Annotated in this window: 18 protein-coding genes; all 18 read right to left on the reverse strand. The window is 39.8% G+C overall.

Annotated features, from left to right (window positions below; translation table 11 throughout):
* Positions 1–75 precede the first annotated feature (75 nt).
* The gene (locus tag UFO1_RS19155) at positions 76–606 is read right to left on the reverse strand and encodes a pyridoxamine 5'-phosphate oxidase family protein (protein ID WP_038673504.1); all 531 of its coding nucleotides are present in this window, start codon (positions 604–606) and stop codon (positions 76–78) included.
* A complete protein-coding gene (locus UFO1_RS19160) occupies positions 606–1,319 on the reverse strand; it encodes a type 1 glutamine amidotransferase (protein ID WP_038673506.1) in 714 nt (237 codons plus the stop codon). Before UFO1_RS19160 ends, UFO1_RS19155 begins: the two co-directional genes overlap by 1 nt.
* Positions 1,320–1,359: 40 nt before the next feature.
* A complete protein-coding gene (locus UFO1_RS19165) occupies positions 1,360–1,905 on the reverse strand; it encodes a gamma-glutamylcyclotransferase family protein (RefSeq protein WP_038673508.1) in 546 nt (181 codons plus the stop codon).
* 42 nt (positions 1,906–1,947) lie between these two features.
* Positions 1,948–2,811: a homocitrate synthase gene (locus UFO1_RS19170; protein ID WP_038673510.1), complete on the reverse strand. Its 864-nt coding sequence runs from the start codon at positions 2,809–2,811 to the stop codon at positions 1,948–1,950.
* Positions 2,812–2,838: 27 nt separating this feature from the next.
* Complete coding sequence (locus UFO1_RS19175; RefSeq protein ID WP_038673512.1) at positions 2,839–3,927, reverse strand: pyruvate carboxyltransferase; 1,089 nt, start codon at positions 3,925–3,927, stop codon at positions 2,839–2,841.
* A gap of 42 nt (positions 3,928–3,969) precedes the next feature.
* Entirely contained in the window at positions 3,970–5,001 is a 1,032-nt protein-coding gene (gene nifB / locus UFO1_RS19180; protein ID WP_236639252.1) for a nitrogenase cofactor biosynthesis protein NifB, read from the reverse strand.
* 160 nt (positions 5,002–5,161) lie between these two features.
* A complete protein-coding gene (anfK, locus tag UFO1_RS19185) occupies positions 5,162–6,550 on the reverse strand; it encodes a Fe-only nitrogenase subunit beta (protein ID WP_038673513.1) in 1,389 nt (462 codons plus the stop codon).
* A gap of 68 nt (positions 6,551–6,618) precedes the next feature.
* Positions 6,619–6,969, reverse strand: coding sequence for a Fe-only nitrogenase subunit delta (gene anfG / locus UFO1_RS19190; protein WP_038673514.1), 351 nt, complete (start codon positions 6,967–6,969; stop codon positions 6,619–6,621).
* Positions 6,970–6,981: 12 nt separating this feature from the next.
* Positions 6,982–8,547 carry a nitrogenase iron-iron protein, alpha chain gene (gene anfD, locus UFO1_RS19195; RefSeq protein WP_038673515.1) on the reverse strand — a complete coding sequence of 522 codons (1,566 nt, stop codon included), beginning with the start codon at positions 8,545–8,547 and terminating at the stop codon, positions 6,982–6,984.
* A gap of 32 nt (positions 8,548–8,579) precedes the next feature.
* Positions 8,580–8,987, reverse strand: a complete 408-nt coding sequence (locus UFO1_RS19200) for a P-II family nitrogen regulator (RefSeq protein ID WP_038673516.1) — start codon at positions 8,985–8,987, stop codon at positions 8,580–8,582.
* Positions 8,988–8,999: 12 nt separating this feature from the next.
* A complete protein-coding gene (locus tag UFO1_RS19205; protein WP_038673517.1) occupies positions 9,000–9,326 on the reverse strand; it encodes a P-II family nitrogen regulator in 327 nt (108 codons plus the stop codon).
* Between the two features lie 34 nt (positions 9,327–9,360).
* The gene (gene nifH / locus UFO1_RS19210) at positions 9,361–10,188 is read right to left on the reverse strand and encodes a nitrogenase iron protein (RefSeq protein WP_038673518.1); all 828 of its coding nucleotides are present in this window, start codon (positions 10,186–10,188) and stop codon (positions 9,361–9,363) included.
* 425 nt (positions 10,189–10,613) lie between these two features.
* Complete coding sequence (locus tag UFO1_RS19215; protein ID WP_236639253.1) at positions 10,614–11,612, reverse strand: hypothetical protein; 999 nt, start codon at positions 11,610–11,612, stop codon at positions 10,614–10,616.
* 334 nt (positions 11,613–11,946) lie between these two features.
* Positions 11,947–13,110 carry an aminotransferase class I/II-fold pyridoxal phosphate-dependent enzyme gene (locus UFO1_RS19220; RefSeq protein ID WP_038673519.1) on the reverse strand — a complete coding sequence of 388 codons (1,164 nt, stop codon included), beginning with the start codon at positions 13,108–13,110 and terminating at the stop codon, positions 11,947–11,949.
* 179 nt (positions 13,111–13,289) lie between these two features.
* A complete protein-coding gene (locus UFO1_RS19225; protein ID WP_038673520.1) occupies positions 13,290–13,715 on the reverse strand; it encodes an HIT family protein in 426 nt (141 codons plus the stop codon).
* A 327-nt stretch (positions 13,716–14,042) separates the two neighbouring features.
* Positions 14,043–15,317, reverse strand: coding sequence for an MFS transporter (locus UFO1_RS19230; protein WP_038673521.1), 1,275 nt, complete (start codon positions 15,315–15,317; stop codon positions 14,043–14,045).
* A gap of 188 nt (positions 15,318–15,505) precedes the next feature.
* Positions 15,506–17,119: a mannitol dehydrogenase family protein gene (locus tag UFO1_RS19235; RefSeq protein ID WP_038673522.1), complete on the reverse strand. Its 1,614-nt coding sequence runs from the start codon at positions 17,117–17,119 to the stop codon at positions 15,506–15,508.
* A gap of 139 nt (positions 17,120–17,258) precedes the next feature.
* The gene (locus tag UFO1_RS19240) at positions 17,259–18,275 is read right to left on the reverse strand and encodes a Zn-dependent oxidoreductase (protein ID WP_038673523.1); all 1,017 of its coding nucleotides are present in this window, start codon (positions 18,273–18,275) and stop codon (positions 17,259–17,261) included.
* Positions 18,276–18,278: the final 3 nt, after the last annotated feature.

Here is an 18,278-nt window from a genome sequence, read left to right on the forward strand (position 1 = left end):
GGAATATAGAATAAAAAGACGCTTTGGGATAGTATTCTCAAAGCACCTTTACTTTATACTCCTGTTCTATTGTTATTATGCTTCTTGCTTGAACAAATCGCCAGCTTCCACCGCGTTTTCTTTGGCCGTCATTTCCTGTGGCGTTAACCGATACACCAAAACCCCATTCCCGTCCATGCCAGAGCGATACTTCTCAATCAAAGTACTGGTTAAAGGATGACTGTAATACTTGGGCATAAATTTCTCAAGCAGTTCCTGAAGAACCTCAGCGGCCTCTTCATAATCCGTTACCTTTTCAGCTTTTCCAAAAAGCATCACGCTCATATATGATGTATCAGCATGGCAGGGCACCGGATCTGTCACAGTCCCACGTTCTTTATAGATTGTGAAACTAACAGGCGGATTTTCAGAAAGAATCTTTACCTTTTTACCCGAGCCCATGCCGTGAAAGTAAATAGAACCCTTGTGCCATACATAGTTCACCGGAGCGGCATATGGCAAACTATCGCTTACCATTCCAAGTACGCCAGTTCTTTCTTTTAGAAGAAATGTTTCAATTTTATTCTGATCTGTGCAATTTCTCTTTGTATAACTAACTTGCTGCATTAAAGCTCACCCTTTCTGTACATTTTTTCTAGTTGTGTAAGAAACAGATTCATCCACTTATTATTTTGTTCAATATATTCAGGGTGAGCTAAGAGCTCTTCCGGTGTCTGCACATAAAGATCCGGAACCATTTCGTCCCTGCAATTTTCTACGAGGCCTTCAATGATGGGCAGGGTGTTTTCCATATGATATTGAAATCCAAATACTCTTTTCTTATAAATAAAGGCTTGATGCTTACAAGCTTGGCTTTGTGCTATACATTTCGCCTCTTCTGGCAGAACACTGAAAGTATCTCCATGCCACTGGAATACAACTGGTTGCTCAGGGAAAAAAGAAAATAAAGGTGATAACTTTGCTTCCTCGCTTAAATGAACAGCAAACCAGCCAATTTCCTTATACGGATTTTGAGTAACCTTGCCGCCTATTACATCGGCAATCAATTGGCCTCCGAGACATAGACCAATAATTACTTTACCAGATGCAATGGCTTCCCTAATGAAAGCCTTTTCAGCGGCAAGCCATGGATATTGATCCTCTTCATAGATATTCATCGGCCCCCCCATGATCACAAGCCAATCAAAATCCTGTTGCTTTGGCAAATGGTCATTTTGATACAATTGCGTATTTGTTATAACATGACCATTTTCTTTCGCCCACGTTAGGATACTTCCAGGATTCTCAAATGGAACATGCTGCAAATAGTGAAGTCTCATCCTTTTTCTGTCCTTTCCTAACTGATTTTAAATAGAATACTCATTGCCCACAATCACCACAAGTTGCAGCCATATAACTGAATCTAGACTTTCGCAGGATCGGCACAGCATAGGTAGCAGGCTTTGTAATTTTACTCTGCAAAAGTGATATATAGTCTTCGGGTAAACCTTGTTCTTTTGCTCCTTGTATAATGAAATTGAGATATTCCGTACTAGGAGATGCCTCTTCCCCGCATTTATCTTTTTTATAAATCCTAGTATCTATCGTTTTTTGCTCTACATCGATTACATCCAATGGATAGTGAAAATACGGTCCTGTACCATCAAAACGAGCATCTACATAAAAGTCTAGTTGCTCACAATCAGAAAATTGTAATTCGTATAATACGCCCCAAACTTCCGATTTTGGATCAGTAATTACCGTTTCTTGCGCTCCATCCCAGATGGCAGAATATCCATAAAACTCGACTCTGTATCCAGGCAAACGAGCAATTCCAAGCACCTTTGGGCTAGAACACCTTTGCTGCATTTGTGCCAAATTCATATCAGAACCATAGGCAAAATAATGGTGAACAATTTTCTGCATTATTTTTCTCCTCTTTTTGATACTACCCTCTCATGCTCACTGCTACATAGTCATTCGACAAATTGATCCTACCACTGGCCGATAGGGAAATAGGGGTCTACTGCTAGCCTTAGCAACTAGCTCAGCCAATGGACCTAACTGACTTGTTTTAACGCCGCAATGATATCCATAAAATTTTTCTAAGGAAGCCGTAACCTCCTCCAAAGATGCATTTCCCGCTCTTTCCCCAATACCCGCTAACGTAACACTTGCGAACGCTGCCCCAGCTTGAAAGGCTGCTAGAGTATTTGCAGTGGCCAAGCCAAAATCATTATGACCATGAAACTCAATGGGCAGGGAACAGCGTTTGACTAAATCTTGCAAACGATCGAAGGTCATAAATGGATCAAGACAGCCTACCGTATCAGCAAATCGAACCCTCGTAGCCCCATATTGAGCAGCAACGTCAGCAAATTGCAGGAAAAAATCAGAATCGGCCCTTGAAGTATCTTCCGCACCTACGGTAATGGTACAGCCATAACTTTGCACTAACTGCAATGCCATCTTCAGTTGTTTCATCACCCATTCTCGATCTTTTTTTAGCTTCTGGAAAATATGCAAATCAGATACAGGTAATGAAACATGAATGCACGAAAAACCACAGTCCAAGGATGCTCGGATATCTGCTAACTCTGCCCGATTCCAGGCAATTAGAGTTGCCCGCAAAGGTAGACTCAAAAGAGAACGCAGGGTTTCCTGCTCTTCTTTTCCCATTGCTGGTGTACCAGCCTCAATCCAAGCAACACCAGCCTGGTCGAGAGCAATTGCCATATTTATTTTTTCTTCGGTAGAAAAAACAACCCCTGCCGATTGCTCACCATCACGAAAGGTCGTATCAACAAGTTGGAATCCCATCTTACCTCCCATGATAAATCCCTCCCTAATTCCTGGCGGCTAGCCAAGCTGACTTTGATCGATTTGATTTCTCCGCCAATATAGTTGATGCAGCTGTAAATCAGATAATGGTCTTTTTTGTACCGATGCAAGTCTCCTGACTTTTTCAAGCATCTCTAACGCTTCTGCCTGATCTAATTCTAGGTTCCATTGCTGGAATTTCACTTTAAGAGAAGCAGTACCAGAATGCTTACCAATAATTAATTGCCTTATTTGCCCTACTTCTTCTGGTTGAATAACTTCATAGAGTAACGGATTTTTTGTAATACCATCCACATGTATTCCCGACTCATGGGCGAATACATCGCGGCCAATCAATGCCTTATCAACAGGTAACTCAATTCCCATATACGACAAAATTTCCATACAATCTTTCGTCAAGGAACTTCCCGATGATATTTGATCTTGCTTCCATAAATGTTTCACCGCCATTAAAACTTCTTCCATGGCAGCATGATTTGGCGCTCCCACACCACCCACTGCTGTTGCTACATATTCAACCCCCGATCTAAGTGCAGCAAGACTATTGGCTGTAGCTAAGCCATAGGCATTATGTCCATGAAATTCTATCGGGCAAGGTATTGTCTGCTGTAATAGCTCTAGATTTTGGCATACACCAAAAGGCTCTAAAGTACTTCCCACGTCTTGATAAATAAATCGTTTAACTTTATAACACAGCAAAAGTGACCAATATAAAGCTAATTCAGAGGTAGAAAGATCCGCAGCATTTTCAATACATAGATAAATTTCTTGCGCAAATTCTCGGACTGTAGCTAATGCATTTGTGAGCTGATCCAAAGATGAATGCTGAGGCTGATGGCGCCAGGTAATGATCACTTTTGAGAAGCCCATTTGTCTGACCTTTGCTATTTCCTCAAAGGAAGAGTAAATTTTGCAGCGCATCAAGGGTAGTAACGAAGCCTGCACTAGTTCGATACCATTTGCTGGAAAATAACAAAATGACACATCTACACTTTCTACTCCATATTTCTTCAAAATAGGTATCATCAACTCAATTGTAGTCATTGGTATCCCTAAACGTAATGCTTCATTTACTGTCTGATCAGCGACCATCACCATCTGTCTCATTTGAGCACTCTCCCTTCCAATTTTGAAAAGTTACATTCTACATTAGCTGTTGCTGCGTAAACAGTAATCCTTATTTTCCGTAGCATGACCGAAATACAAATTAACCAATTTTCCTTGCTGCGAAGTTACAGCGATTTTAGTTTTTTTCTCTTGTTCAATACTTGGTAAAGACATAAGCGTTGACTCATTATCCCGGAATTCTTGGGATCGATCCGCACCAAGCAGCCCAATAGCATCTGCACGACATTGTTTACAGTGACGCATCTGCATGACATCTAATTCACAAGAATTTCTCATCTCATTGACATCTTTCATTGTAGTTTGCGGAAAACTTTCAAAAACACTACCTTTAGCTGGAATCAGTGGCATAATATTAGTAACATAAACGCCAAGTTCTTTCATCTTTTTTACAACCTCTGGAATATGTTGGTCATTAATACCTTTCAGCATCACAATATTAATTTTCACAATGATTCCCTGGCTTGTAAGTTTTAGAATACCAGCCAATTGGTTTTCAATCAGAATTTTTACGCCTGCTTCCCCTTCATAATGCTGTCCCTTATAATTAACATGTTTATAGATCTTAGCTCCAATCCCAAGATCTAAACAATTCACCGTTACTGTTACATGGGTTACGCCGAGTTCCACAATTTCCTGGGCATATTCAGGCAACAGCAATCCATTCGTTGAAAGGCAAAAAACAATCTGTGGGTTTTTCTCGCGAATTAAGCGTATCGTCTCTCGCGTATTTCCCCAATCAGCTAAGGCATCCCCAGGCCCTGCAATTCCTACCACACTAAGCTCTTCAACCTTTTCGCTTACCCTATCAAATTTTTTTTTGGCCCCTTGTGGCGTAAGTATTTCACTGGTTACACCTGGACGACTCTCATTTACACAATCAAATTTACGATTACAATAATTACAACTAATATTACAATAGGGCGCAACAGGGAGATGCATTCTAGCAAATTTTTGATGAGCGTCAAAGGAGTAACAAGGATGCTTCTTGGTCTTTTCCAACATAGTAGTAGCCGTTTGCATTTTGGTATCCGGTGTTGAACCTGAGCAATCCATATTTTTCACCTCAATCTTCTATGATAATTCTTTCTTTTATATCCTTTTCTTAATGATTCTGCCAGAACCTGATCACAATCAGGAACTGGCAGAATCTAACCAACGTCCAATTAACTCTTATAATAAATTGATGCTCAGAAACTTAATGCATTCACAGGCCTTACCAAACATTGAGAATCCATTCCTTGTTCTTCTTGTACTCCATGTCGGCAAACAGGGTGTTTGCCATTTCTTCAGCCAACCACATCGCGCCTGCGTAGCCAACGACTGGATGACGGTGCAGTCCCGCACGGTCGTAAGTAGGGAAACCCACCCGTACCATAGGAATATTGTTATCGATAGAAATAAATCGTCCCTTAGAATGACCTAAGATAAGATCAAGTTCAAGTCCCTCGTTCTTAATCCGGTTTTCTAGTTCCCATAAATCTGCATTCATAATAATCTGCATGTCAAAAGAAACATTTTCTTGCAGCGCCTTGATGCGAGGATCGTTCGGATAGGAGGTATTGTCATCGCCGAGTAGGAGCAGCACAGGTTTCATCTCAAGGTCGAGACAAAACTCTGCAAGACCAATAACAAGATCGGCATTTCCATAGATAGCGACTTTCTTATCCGCAAAAAACATATGGGTAAGGTCGGTCAACGCATCAAGGGCGATACCTCGCTCATGAACGAGAGATTTAGGAATTGACTTACCAGTTAATTTTTTCAGATTCTGAAGAAAGATATCTGTATTGCGGATGCCAATAGGGGTTGGTCCAACGATGGTCGGAATGCCAAATTCGCTTTCAAGATATTTCGCAGCTAGACCACATTCATATCTATTTAGCGCGATGGTTCCCAACGCATCTGCCGTTCCCGTCAGATCCTCAATCGTCGTGCTGCCATAGGAAACCGAGTTCCCGTCTGGCATCACAGGAGAATCAAAGCTTTCAATTTCGAAAAGAACAGTCGCATCCACCTGCATTTCGGCTAGAAGATGTTTAAGTGCTGTTACATCTCCTGGATTAACCCATCCAGTGATTAGGTTGAGTTTTCCGTTTGGTTTATCTGGTTTTGCAAAATGACTTACAATATCCTTCACCGCAACATCGTAACCACTTACCATACTTCCCTTAAAGCTGGGTGAATGAATAGGAATCAGATGAACTTCCCGGTCAGCATATTTTTCTTTTAAAAGTCCGTTATTAAGCTTCAAAACGACACCATCAATATCATCGCCAATGACTTCCGTCGAGCAGGTTGATATGATAGGTATGACTTTCACATGAGGATACCGCATTAAAAGTACATCGACGGCTTCTTCAACGCGATGAGTAGCACCAAACACCGCACCATCTTCATGGAGAGAGGAAGAAGCAATTTCAAAGCTTTCCTTAAAATGCTGGGAGAATAGCAGGCGGACGAACATAACGCAACCCTGTCCTCCATGAACGATCCCAATACATTCTTTTATTCCTATACTGGCATACTGCGCGCCACAAGGCTGGCATGTTAATATTGGGTTGATAACGCCGGCACGCTCTTTTTCTTTCACTTCACAATGCATAGAAATACTCCTTTTCCCATTTATTTTATTTTGCGTCCGCCGTGACGGCACAGTTTTGATTGTCAGACTTAATAATGCGGGTCAGTAAGTTCTGCATTAAGGGATCCTTTAATAGTTAGGTAGTCTATGCGATCTTTGAGCCCCTGCATAAGTAACTTAATCTCTCCTTTGTCCAGCGTAGCCATCCACGCATAACGAGATTTGAAAGCATCAGCTAAACATACAGCATCTACCCAATAACATTTATCAGTCGGAGTTTCCTTTTCAACAGGTTCTTCGCATAATATCTGCATGGTTTTCGTCAAGATTCCCTCATTTTGTTTTTCTCTGTCCCAGGCACGAGAGTGAAACTGCCACAAACAGTTTTTCATAATATAATCTACTAGTTGTTCAACTCTGTCTTTCATCATATCCTCCATCACTATCCTCCCTTATACCGCTGAGAGTCTTTTTTCTGCTGGGAAATCAGGATACGTCTTGTTGCGCAATGCTGTAATGGTATCATAATTACCCGTATACTCCCTTAGTTCTTTTGAAGCAGTTACCTCTTCGCTCAAATTCACATCGGAGATCATCTTTTGTGTTAAGAAACTTGTATCTGTAGGTATTTCATCCTTGCTGATATCTACAAAGGAAAGTTGATGAATCGGCGAATAAATCGCATTGTAAATGTCCCGTGCGAACCTGACCCAGCCTTCATATCCCTTATAAGGGCCATTGTGATAGGCATGGGCATTGAGGTAAGGAACTCGAATCTTCTTGGCAACTTCGCCAGGACGCTTCCCAGTGAATATAATATCAGGCTTTAACATTTCCATGGCTTCGAGTGCTTCTAATTCATTAGGATCATCAATAGCAAGAGCTCCTTCTTCACACCGGGCTATACCCTTTTCCATGTCACCTTGATGACCAAATTTTGTATACACCGAGACAACATTGACACCCATATCTTCACGAATGGCATGAGCCCAGTGCCAAAGCTTGGAACCGCCCGGCCACAAACATACTTTTTTACCTTGCAGACGTTCTTTATACCAATCCATTTCCGGTTTCCATCTGGCGGTTTCTTCATCAATAATCGCTTGTGCTCTGTCCTCGATTCCGAAGAATAAGCCAACCTTTCTGAGTGAGTTCGATAATGCTTCAAAGCCAAATCCGTCAATATCAAGCCGTGGTGTGCCATATCTTACTTTAAGCTCATTGCAGATATACTCAGCGGAACGGGCACATTCCAGTACGTTAAGATGTGCTCGATGCATCGACCTAAGATCATCGTAAGAGCCATTACCAGTAAAGGTGGAAAGAACCTGAATGCCCATTCTCTTGAAATAGTCCACCATGACTTCCTGATCACCTTGAATGTTATACTCACCAACATAATTAATAACATAGTCACTAGTGATCTTGGGTTCAACGTTGCCCACCTTCTGATTAATCCAGGCGATATTGATCTTATGATGCCCCCCTGACTGGCTCGGTCCACCGAAACCAGGAGAATTGCAAACGAAGATATCCACATCGGGCATTTCTTCCATCACTTCTGAAGCAATCGCATTGATATCATCTCCGATCAGTGCTGAAGCGCAAGTTTGGTAGAGAGTCATCCTTTTGATCTTTGGAAATGCTTTAAACGCCTCAATAATGTTTTGCTTAAGCAATTTTTCGGCACCAAATATAATATGCTTTTCCTTCATATCCGTTGCATAGGTATATTTGAGTTGAAAGTTATCGTTATCGCTGATATAACGCTTGGTCTGCCAAGTGTCGTAGGTACATCCGACTGGCCCATGGCTCATATGGATAACATCTTTCATCGGTGTACCAATAACATGTTTTGCTCCGCAGTACGCGCAGCCACGTTCTGAGATCGACCCCGGAATGGTGTTAAGATATCCAAGAGGAAGAGCCGAAGTTATATCCTCACCAGGACCTTTTATAACAGCATGCTTTTCCCTTTCAGGAATACACTCGCTACATTTAAATTTATGATATGGCATGATTGGTTCCTCCTTCATTTTAATGGCGTTAGCTATATTGCTGCATTCCCAGACTCCTTAGTTCTAACCCTAACTGCGTCAAGCACTGGCAGCACAAAGATTTTTCCATCACCAACATTGTACTCCGTTTTATTGACGTCAATAATAGCTGCGACAATCTTCGGCACATCTTCGTCATGAGCTAGAACGGTAAACATCCTGCGGGGAAATAGACGGGTTCCGTCTAAAAATTCGGTTATCAGTTTTTCCGTATTCTGATCATCTTTTTGAGCCAATGCTAATAAGGTTGCCCTACGTTCAGCAATGATAGCTTTATCCTCGACCAATCTGCCCCGCCCCATGACCTTCAAGGCTGTAAAACCAGCAGCCCCCACTTGTACTAGTGCCTTTTTTGTAGCACTGACCTTATTCATCCTTACTACGGCTATAATTTCTTTCATAACGCCATCTCCTTATAGCCCAGCAACGCCGCTGGAAACGGTATAAACTTCATCCGTAGAACTGATAAATATTTTCCCATCGCCAAAGGCTCCTTCTTCACCAGTCTTAGCATGGCGGAGAATAACATCCAATACATCATCTTTATCTTCATCATTAATCACTAGCATGATTAGACTTTTAGGAATTTCATCATATACAACATCGCCAAACTTAATACCCTTTTGTTTACCGCGGCCTACAACATCCACTACAGTAGCAGCATGAAACCCAGCGCTAGAAAGCTCATCAAGAACCACTTCTTTTTTATCGGGTCTAACAATTGCTCTAACCATAATCATATATGTGTTCTCCCCTTAGTTTTTTTGTTTTCAATTAATCAGCAATTCCGTATTTAACAACCATGGCCTCTAATTCATCCATGCTGAGAGGTTTAGGAATAACAAAATTCTTATTCTCGATTATCTTGCGTGCTAGCTCTCCGTATTCTATCGCTTGGTTGCACTCAGCGTCATATTCCACAACTGTTTTTTTGTTAAATTCAGCTTTTTGCACGATATTATCGCGCGGTACAAAATGAATCATTTGTGTGCCGATTGCAGCAGTGAATTCTTCCAAGAATTCTCTTTCCTTATCTACTTTACGGCTATTACAAATGACCCCACCAAGACGCACACCGCTTTGTTTCGCATATTTAACAAGACCTTTGCAAATATTGTTTGCTGCATAGATCGCCATCATCTCTCCGGAAGCAACGATATACACTTCCTGCGCTTTACCATCACGAATCGGCATTGCAAATCCACCGCATACAACGTCACCAAGTACATCAAAGAACACAAAATCTAAATCCGATGTATATGCTCCATTCTTTTCCATAAGGTCAATGGCTGTGATTACACCACGACCTGCACACCCTACCCCAGGCTCAGGACCACCTGACTCCACACAACGAATTCCCAAGTACCCATCTTTTACAACTTTCTCAACAGTAATTTTTTCCTCACCTTCATCACGAAGCATATCCATTAATGTTTTTTGGTTCATCCCACCAAGAATAAGACGAGTTGAATCAGCCTTTGGATCACAGCCATGGATAAATACTTTCTGATCGTAGAAATGTGCCATTGCTCCTGCCGTATTTTGTTGCGTGGTCGATTTTCCAATTCCGCCTTTACCATAAATCGCTATTTTTCTTGTCATTTTCAAAAACCACCCTTACTTTATTTTTTAGCTCTAAAAGATTGGTGCTACTTTCACCTTCACTTTGATTGCCCAGCAAATTCATTTTTACCATGTTGAAAAAAGAGAACCAACGTGTTATAATCTATAACGGGTAAATTGAATGAGCCTAGTGCCACTGGGATTATAAAGTTTGCCTAGCTTCATGGGTACCACGAATACTCATGAAGCTTTTTATCGTCTAAACCTATAAAATCACCACCCTTACTGAATAATTAGACCTATTTATATGAAAAATGGGTAAACCAAATAGACCTAGCGCCACTGGGATTAAAGTTCCAGTCCCTTCATAAATACCACGAATACTTATAAAAGGTTTTTATTTGCTTCATGAGTACCACGAATACTCATGAGGCTTTTTATTATTTGTTTCGGATTTTGTGGTCTTAATTACATTCGGCTTGCAACGTCATCCTATCATTTTCTAAATCATCTCTATGCCCTAATAGATTACGCCTTTGATGGAAAGGACAGGCTGCATTATATTTTATCATCCATCGATCAAAAGCAGGTTGGATCATTCCTAATGATACGTCAAACGCTTCTGCCTCACTGAAAAAGTCATCCAAGAAATCTCGTTGAAAACGTTGTATAATGCCAAATTCATGCTTAGGCTCTAACCACTTGATGCCCATCGCTAGAATACTGCCCTCAATCTTCCCTTCTTCCGCTTCCCAGTGATCTCGAGTCGATTTGAGAGAATGCAAAATAGTATGAATCTCATAACCTCTTCTGCGATAAAAAGGAGCAATTTTTTCTTGCAACAACTTTAGCCCTATTTCACCAGAACAACGACGACTGACTTTGCCAAAAGCATATCCATTATATAAATCAAATAGTAAGTGAAGATAAAACATTTTATTTAACCTTCGGAAGAAGATACATTCATATACTAGTAAATCCCCCGGTCTAACTGCTGGAAAATCTCGGTCACGAAACGCCGGATTCAATCGTTCAATGAACTGTACCTGCTTTTTGTCTAACTCTATTTCCTTATTAAAATAGAGTCGCATTAACTCCAGGCATACATCTTCTCTACTTTCAATACCACACTCTGTACGCAGATTTCGCAATTCTTCCATTGCCATAGAAATACCACGCTTATTTAAAAAATCCAATATACGAAAATCATTCCAGAAGGGATACTCTAAACAGATTGTCATTAATAAATCACTAAGTTTTTCGCTAGAAGATTTGCTACTTGTTACAGGAGGGATTGCTTCAGAAATAATGGTAACTCGATTGTTTTCATTCCAGTATAAATGCCCAGTAAATCCAATCGATCCATCTGTCCATGGCGCATCTACTTCAACATCGCCCAGCATCATTATCTGAAGTCCTGTTACACCGTGCTTCTTCGATGCTAATATGCTGTTACCCGACACAATACGCACCCCCTTATAAAAAGTAATAGCCGACCGGAACGCACACAGGCATTCGGTCGGCACTTCGTTGTACTCTAAACCAAAGACAACTTAAACATCATTAACTTAACTTGTTTAGATTATACATCATGGTTTTATCCATTGCAATACATTTTAGTTAGTTTTGTTATTGTTGTTATATTCTGATTTCATATTCTTTTTCTATCGTACATTAACTTGTATTAATAAATTTTATATTATATTACTTACTATAATCACCAAACAAAAACATCCACTGTACGACCAAAAGATTGCATAGTGGATGCCTCAATCCATATGTTACGATATTACTGAATCACCTTAACCATTGCTTTATTCTAGAAACCACTTCCACCAATCTCTCTTCAGGTTGTACCAAAGATATTCTGATAAAGCCTTCCCCACATTCGCCAAAGGCCCTCCCAGGAATGACAGCGACTCCCGTGTTTTTCAGCAAATCAACAGTAAAGTCAAAAGAACTTTGCTGCGTTGGCACTTTAGCCCATATGTACATAGATGCCTTCGGACGTTCTACATGCCACCCTATACTACAAAAGCCATCCACAATAATATCGCGTCGCCTTTGGTAAGTAGCAGCCGTTTCTTTAACACAATCTTGAGGTCCTGTCAAAGCAGCGATCGCTGCAAGTTGTATAGGAGCAAATATACCATAATCAAAGTTTGATTTCAAACGTCCTAATAAGGCTATAACCTCTGCATTGCCCACAATATAACCAATGCGGCAACCACACATATTGTAACTTTTCGATATTGAATTAAACTCTACACCAATTTCTCTGGCCCCGGGAATACTCAAAAAACTATCTGGTCGATAATCATCAAAGACCAGTTCACTATAAGCAAAATCATTACAAACCACAAAATCATAGCGATGTGCTAAGTCTACTACTTTTGCAAAAAATTCACGTGTGGCAGTGGCTGCTAAGGGATTATTGGGATAATTCAAGATCATTAATTTAGTACGCTTTAACACGTCTTCGTCAATGGCGTCCAAATCTGGTAAATAATTATTTTCTGCTGTTAAACACATCCGCTGCAGCTCTGCGCCAGCAATGTGTGGGCCTACACTAAATATGGGATAGCCCGGATCTGGAATTAGCACTACATCCCCTGGATTGACGAGACAAAGTCCAATGTGGGCTAAACCTTCTTGGGAACCAATCAAAGAATGAACCTCACTACTTGGGTCCAGTGTGACTCCAAATTTAGTCTGATACCAATCCGCAATCGCCTGCAATAATTCTGTTTTTCCCTTCGACAGGGTATAACCATAGTTATTGCCACAAGCAGCACCATTCCTCAACGCTTCCATAATATGTGGCGCTGGAGCCATATCCGGATTACCAATTGACAATTGGATGATATCCTTACCTGAGGCCGCTACTTCCTTCTGCAAGTCCTCGATCTGTGAAAAAATCGCCGAAGTTAGCCCTTTCATACGTTCAGCCTGTTGAATCATAGTATCCCCATCCTATCAAACCGTTTTAGTTTTTGCCATTATAGTTAACTTTTTACAGACTTCTACGCATTTCTCTTGAACCCTGCCGAAAAATTCTTTTTTATATGCAGCTTTTTATAAATGATATCCCAATAAAAAAGCTACCCAAGAAGACGTTTACCTCCTTAGATAGCTTTCTATTATAAGTTTTCCTGGATCAGATTGATCCTTTTTAGATATTCTACTTCGCTAAGTAATACTTTCTTTTCGGGCATCATTTCAAAGGTTCCGCCCCAAGAAGGTCCATCTTGGTACTTAGGTACTAAATGAAAATGCAAATGGGAAAGCTTATCGGAATAAGCTCCGTAATTTAGTTTATCAGGATTAAAAGCCTTCATGATAGCCTTTGCTACTTTTGCTAAATCCTTCATATAAAGATCATACTCTTTCTCATCTAACTCAGTTAGATGATTTTGATGCCCTTTATAAGCCAATACACATCTACCCTCGTAAGTTTGTTCCTTAAATAGATACAACGTTGAAACTTCCATTTCTTTTATTTCGATCATTAAATCATCTAACCGTTGATCCTTTAAGCAATAAAAACAATCATTTTTAGCACTCATGTCCAAATCTCCCTTACTGATGATTTCTCATGCATCAATATAGCAATCTCTAACGATCTATTTAGCTAAGTTATTGATTCTTATATTTCAACATCTAGATAGCTTTCTATATTGTTGAAACATATTCCTTTTATCATTTGACCTAAGAAATCAAATTTTGATGATAACTGCTTTTTACTCAGCTCATATAGACTACACCATACGATTAAAGTGCTTTTGCCTGCTTTCTGGTCAGTAAATATGCCCTAATTTCTTATTCGAAACTAGGGCATATTTACTAACACTTATTATCTTTTTTATTACTCGCACACAAAATTTACATTGTCCTTAAGCGACATTTGTTCTTTCAATATTTTGTTTAATTGGTCGAACAAAAAATGCAACCGCTAAGGAGCCAATCAGAGCCAAAGAACCGGCTAACACAAACGCACTGGTGAAAACACCTGTTGATTGTACGATGTATCCTGTAACAGCGGGTCCTATAACACCAGACAAATTAGCAAGGAAGTGAACAAAGCCACTAACACCACCAACATTTTCACCACTAACAGTATCCTGAATTAGCGCCCAATAGGTTGATCCAGTTAAATAAAGCGTAAAAATTGCAATTGACATCAGACCAACAGCCCATTCAACCGATTCCGCAAAACCAGTCAAGGCAACACACACAGCAGTGGCTCCTAAACCAACTACTAATATAATTTTACGGGAGAACATTAATTTTCCGGTCTTCTTGAATACATAATCAGAGATAAAACCACCAGAAGCAAGGCCAATAAATCCCATAAACCAAGGTAGTGTTGTTACAATACTCATTTTGGCAATGCTAAGCCCTTTTGCCATCGTTAGATAACTTGGGAACCAAGTTAAGAAGAAGAACAAATTATAATTGTATGCAAAAAATGCGAGTGCCGTTAATAACACAGTCGGTTGCCTCAAAAAATAACTTAATGGTAATTTACCACCACCGACAGCCTGAGATACCTGTTGACCTTGTATAATCTCAAACAACTCTTCTTGGGAAACACTAGTATCTTCAGAAGGTAAATCCTTGGCCGTACGCCACCAAACTATGGCCCAGACTATTCCTATAAGAGCCATTACGACAAAGGCAACTTGCCAACTAAAGTACATGGCGATGACGCCCACGATAGGTCCAGCAATCGCAGCACCTAATGGAGTACCTGCGCTGGCAATACCCATTGCACTAGATCGTTCTTTTGAGGGAAACCAATTACTTACCGTCTTGCTAGTAGTGGCAGAAATAGGCCCCTCGCCTATACCAAAACAAACACGAATGATTAATAGCGAGATAAAACTAAAGGCTGCTGCGGTCATTCCGCAAAAAATAGACCAAACCGTCATAGCCCCCGCAAAAACTTTCCTCGGGCCATAGATATCTGAAAGATAACCACCAACAAAGTTAAATATTGCATATCCTGCGAAAAAACTACTAAATAATATACCTAATTGCGAAGGAGTAAGTCCATATTCCTTGGTAATATACGGTGCTGCAACAGAAAAAGCTGTGCGGTCCAAATAGTTAATCATACTAGCTAAAAATATCATCAAAATAATTTGCCATCTGCGTTTACGAAGCATGTATAACCCTCCCTACTTATGTTATATTCCTTTTACCCCATAGAACCATTCACTTTTTATTAAAATATATTTTTCCGTAGATTATGCCCTTAGTTAAATGAATTCCACCATCCACAGACAATTTGAACTAAATATTGCAGCTATTCATTTTAGTTCAAATTATCTGTCTTTATTGGACGCATTTGATTCTATAAATATCTTTGTAAGGTAGCTCTTACAGCACCTGCTCCAGAAATCATTTCTTTAAAATAACCCTCCGTCTTTTCACCTAAGCCAGCTTGATAAAGATTTACACCGAATATATCTTCATTTGAAAGTATTGGCTGCAAAGAATCTCCTACGGATTCTACATCCCCAAGCTTTACTCCTGAGATATAATTTTTTAAGGTAGATAGCAATGGATCGGAACTTAAGCTCATTTCATTACCTTGGTCATCAAGCCCCATCAAATACCTGCACCATCCGGCAATTACCAGAGGAATAAAAGTAAGACTTGTTGGATCCAAGTCGGCTCTTTCAGAATAAGCCTTGATTGTCTCTCCGAAGCGTATTCCTACTTTTTGCGATGTATCAGAAGCAATTCGTTGTGGAGTATCAGGGATATAAGGATTAGGGAACCTTACTTCAATCACTTCTTTGATAAAAGCTTTGGGATCTACAATTTGCGGATTTACAACTACTGGCATGCCTTCTTCGTAGCCGATTTTTTCTACCAATTTTTTTAGGTTTGGATCTTTCATTTCATCGGCAATCAACGTATACCCTAACAAACAGCCAAAAACTGCAAGAGAAGTATGCAGAGGATTCAAGCAGGTACACACTTTCATCTTCTCAACTCTATCTACGGTCTGCTTATCAGTAAAGATTACGCCTACTTTTTCTAGAGGCATACGACCATTAGGAAACTTATCTTCTATTACTAAATATTGAGGCTTTTCGGCATTCACAAAAGGAGCGATGAATGTGTTTTTTGTCGTACAAAGAATATCTGTACTGCCAAAACCACTTTGATTCAATGTACTTTTAACACTTTCGGCAGGTCTAGGTGTAATCTTATCTATCATACTCCAGGGAAAGGACACTTTTTCTGGAGTATTTATATAGTTCAAGAATCCCTCTTCAACCAAACCTAGCTCAGCCCATTTTCTACAAATTGTTTCTACGGCACTAAAAAGTTTGTCTCCATTATGGGAACAGTTATCCATACTAACAAAAGCAATTGGTAGTTCTCCGTGTTGATAGCGGGTGTAAGCCAATGATGCAACTTTAGCCATCACACTTTTAGGTTTTTCTGGTCCCTTATTCATATCTTCCTGTACATCGGCAGAATAATTTCCTGCCGCATTCTTTAAACTATAACCTTTTTCTGTAATTGTAAAACTTGCTAGTTGTAGTGAAGGCTTAGAAAAGATAGTTTGTATTCTCTGCCAGTCATTTTCTCTGGCAGGATCTCCAATTAGACTTTCACCGATACTGCCGATAATTTTTTTATCTAAGCTACCATCTGTATTCATAGTGGCTAATAAACCTAAATTATCATAAGGAGTATATATTTTTTCGATAATTTCCTCATCATACGTTTCCACTACAACAATACCTGTATCTACTGTTCCCGTATTGAGGAGTGATTGTTGCAACATAGCAATGAAGCCTCTAAAGATATTTCCAGCCCCAAAGTGTACCCATGTAGGATTTTCTTTGGTTAAAGCAGACATTTTCTCGTGATTAAATTTGAGGTTTTCTATGTCTGCTTGTTTCCATCGATTCTCATCTTTAATGCTTTCCTGGCTTAGAATTAGCATTGGAAAACACCTTCCTTTCTATTTATCCATTTATATACGACTCCAAGTCTTTATGCTAGTAGAGTAAGATCGCAGCGAAAACTACAATTTTACTCTACTTAATAATTCTCTGAAAGTTTAATTCCTTCTTACAATCTGGCTAAAAAGTAAGCACGATTTTACATACACTCTCTGGATTTTCATCATTAAGCTCAAAAGCCTTTTGAGTTTCTTCAAAATTAAAAGTATGTGTAAGTATCTTTTGTGGCTGAACTAATTCTTTCGCAAACCAATCAATAACCTGTGGGAATTTATTATTGTTTAGCCTAGTGCCGATAATTTCAAGTTCCTTACTCATAATATCTACCTGTGGTATTTTAACCAAATCTGTACTAAAGCCTAAAACAACTACTCTTCCAGCTGGTGATGCAATATTATGAATACAAGATTCTAATACATTAACATTACCAGTAGCCTCTAAAATTAAGCTTGCACCTTCATTATTGGTAAACTCCATTACCTCTTTTATCATATCGCTTGTTTTGGCGTTAATAACGAGGTCAGCGCCCATTTCTTTAGCCCATTTCAATCTTGATTCTATAACATCCATGATTGCAACACGAGCTCCAATCATTTTAACTGCTTGTAAAATTACCAAACCAATTGGTCCAGCACCACAAATTAAAACGGTATCGGTAGCAGTAAGTCGACCACGATCAAGAACTTGCGCCGCAATTGTATAAGGTTCGACCATTGCTGCAATCTCCCAAGAAATGTTATCAGGAAGTTTATGCGCACTTGTAGCAGCTACAGCAATATATTCCTGATAACCACCATCCCGATGTACACCTAACACATTCAGGTTTTTGCAAACATTACGCCGTCCAATACGACAAGAATAACAGTGTCCACATGAAACAACTGGATCGATAGCCACCCGGTCACCGACCTTTACATTTTGGACTTGTAAACCTACTTTTTCGACTTCACCCACAAATTCATGTCCAACAACTCTAGGATATGTGGCAAAAGCATTTTTCCCATGATAAATATGAACATCTGAGCCACAAATTCCAGCAGCTTTTACCTTAACTAGTATTTCATTTTCATCTATCTTGGGAACTAATCTATCTTTAATTACTACTTTTCCAGGTTTAGTAATCTCTATAGCCTTCATCTT

Origin of the sequence: Pelosinus sp. UFO1 (assembly GCF_000725345.1) — a bacterium.
In the GTDB taxonomy this organism is placed as follows: domain Bacteria; phylum Bacillota; class Negativicutes; order DSM-13327; family DSM-13327; genus Pelosinus.

What these genes read in the sequence shown, in the direction of transcription:
- UFO1_RS19160 (WP_038673506.1), bottom strand. Translation starts at nt 1,319, where the DNA reads ATGAGACTTCACTATTTGCAGCATGTTCCATTTGAGAATCCTGGAAGT.
- UFO1_RS19230 (WP_038673521.1), bottom strand. Translation starts at nt 15,317, where the DNA reads ATGCTTCGTAAACGCAGATGGCAAATTATTTTGATGATATTTTTAGCT.
- UFO1_RS19205 (WP_038673517.1), bottom strand. Translation starts at nt 9,326, where the DNA reads ATGATTATGGTTAGAGCAATTGTTAGACCCGATAAAAAAGAAGTGGTT.
- anfD (WP_038673515.1), bottom strand. Translation starts at nt 8,547, where the DNA reads ATGCCATATCATAAATTTAAATGTAGCGAGTGTATTCCTGAAAGGGAA.
- UFO1_RS19235 (WP_038673522.1), bottom strand. Translation starts at nt 17,119, where the DNA reads ATGCTAATTCTAAGCCAGGAAAGCATTAAAGATGAGAATCGATGGAAA.
- UFO1_RS19175 (WP_038673512.1), bottom strand. Translation starts at nt 3,927, where the DNA reads ATGAGACAGATGGTGATGGTCGCTGATCAGACAGTAAATGAAGCATTA.
- UFO1_RS19225 (WP_038673520.1), bottom strand. Translation starts at nt 13,715, where the DNA reads ATGAGTGCTAAAAATGATTGTTTTTATTGCTTAAAGGATCAACGGTTA.
- UFO1_RS19165 (WP_038673508.1), bottom strand. Translation starts at nt 1,905, where the DNA reads ATGCAGAAAATTGTTCACCATTATTTTGCCTATGGTTCTGATATGAAT.
- UFO1_RS19155 (WP_038673504.1), bottom strand. Translation starts at nt 606, where the DNA reads ATGCAGCAAGTTAGTTATACAAAGAGAAATTGCACAGATCAGAATAAA.
- anfG (WP_038673514.1), bottom strand. Translation starts at nt 6,969, where the DNA reads ATGGAGGATATGATGAAAGACAGAGTTGAACAACTAGTAGATTATATT.
- UFO1_RS19220 (WP_038673519.1), bottom strand. Translation starts at nt 13,110, where the DNA reads ATGATTCAACAGGCTGAACGTATGAAAGGGCTAACTTCGGCGATTTTT.
- UFO1_RS19200 (WP_038673516.1), bottom strand. Translation starts at nt 8,987, where the DNA reads ATGAAAGAAATTATAGCCGTAGTAAGGATGAATAAGGTCAGTGCTACA.
- nifB (WP_236639252.1), bottom strand. Translation starts at nt 5,001, where the DNA reads ATGGATTGCTCAGGTTCAACACCGGATACCAAAATGCAAACGGCTACT.
- anfK (WP_038673513.1), bottom strand. Translation starts at nt 6,550, where the DNA reads ATGCATTGTGAAGTGAAAGAAAAAGAGCGTGCCGGCGTTATCAACCCA.
- nifH (WP_038673518.1), bottom strand. Translation starts at nt 10,188, where the DNA reads ATGACAAGAAAAATAGCGATTTATGGTAAAGGCGGAATTGGAAAATCG.
- UFO1_RS19240 (WP_038673523.1), bottom strand. Translation starts at nt 18,275, where the DNA reads ATGAAGGCTATAGAGATTACTAAACCTGGAAAAGTAGTAATTAAAGAT.
- UFO1_RS19170 (WP_038673510.1), bottom strand. Translation starts at nt 2,811, where the DNA reads ATGGGAGGTAAGATGGGATTCCAACTTGTTGATACGACCTTTCGTGAT.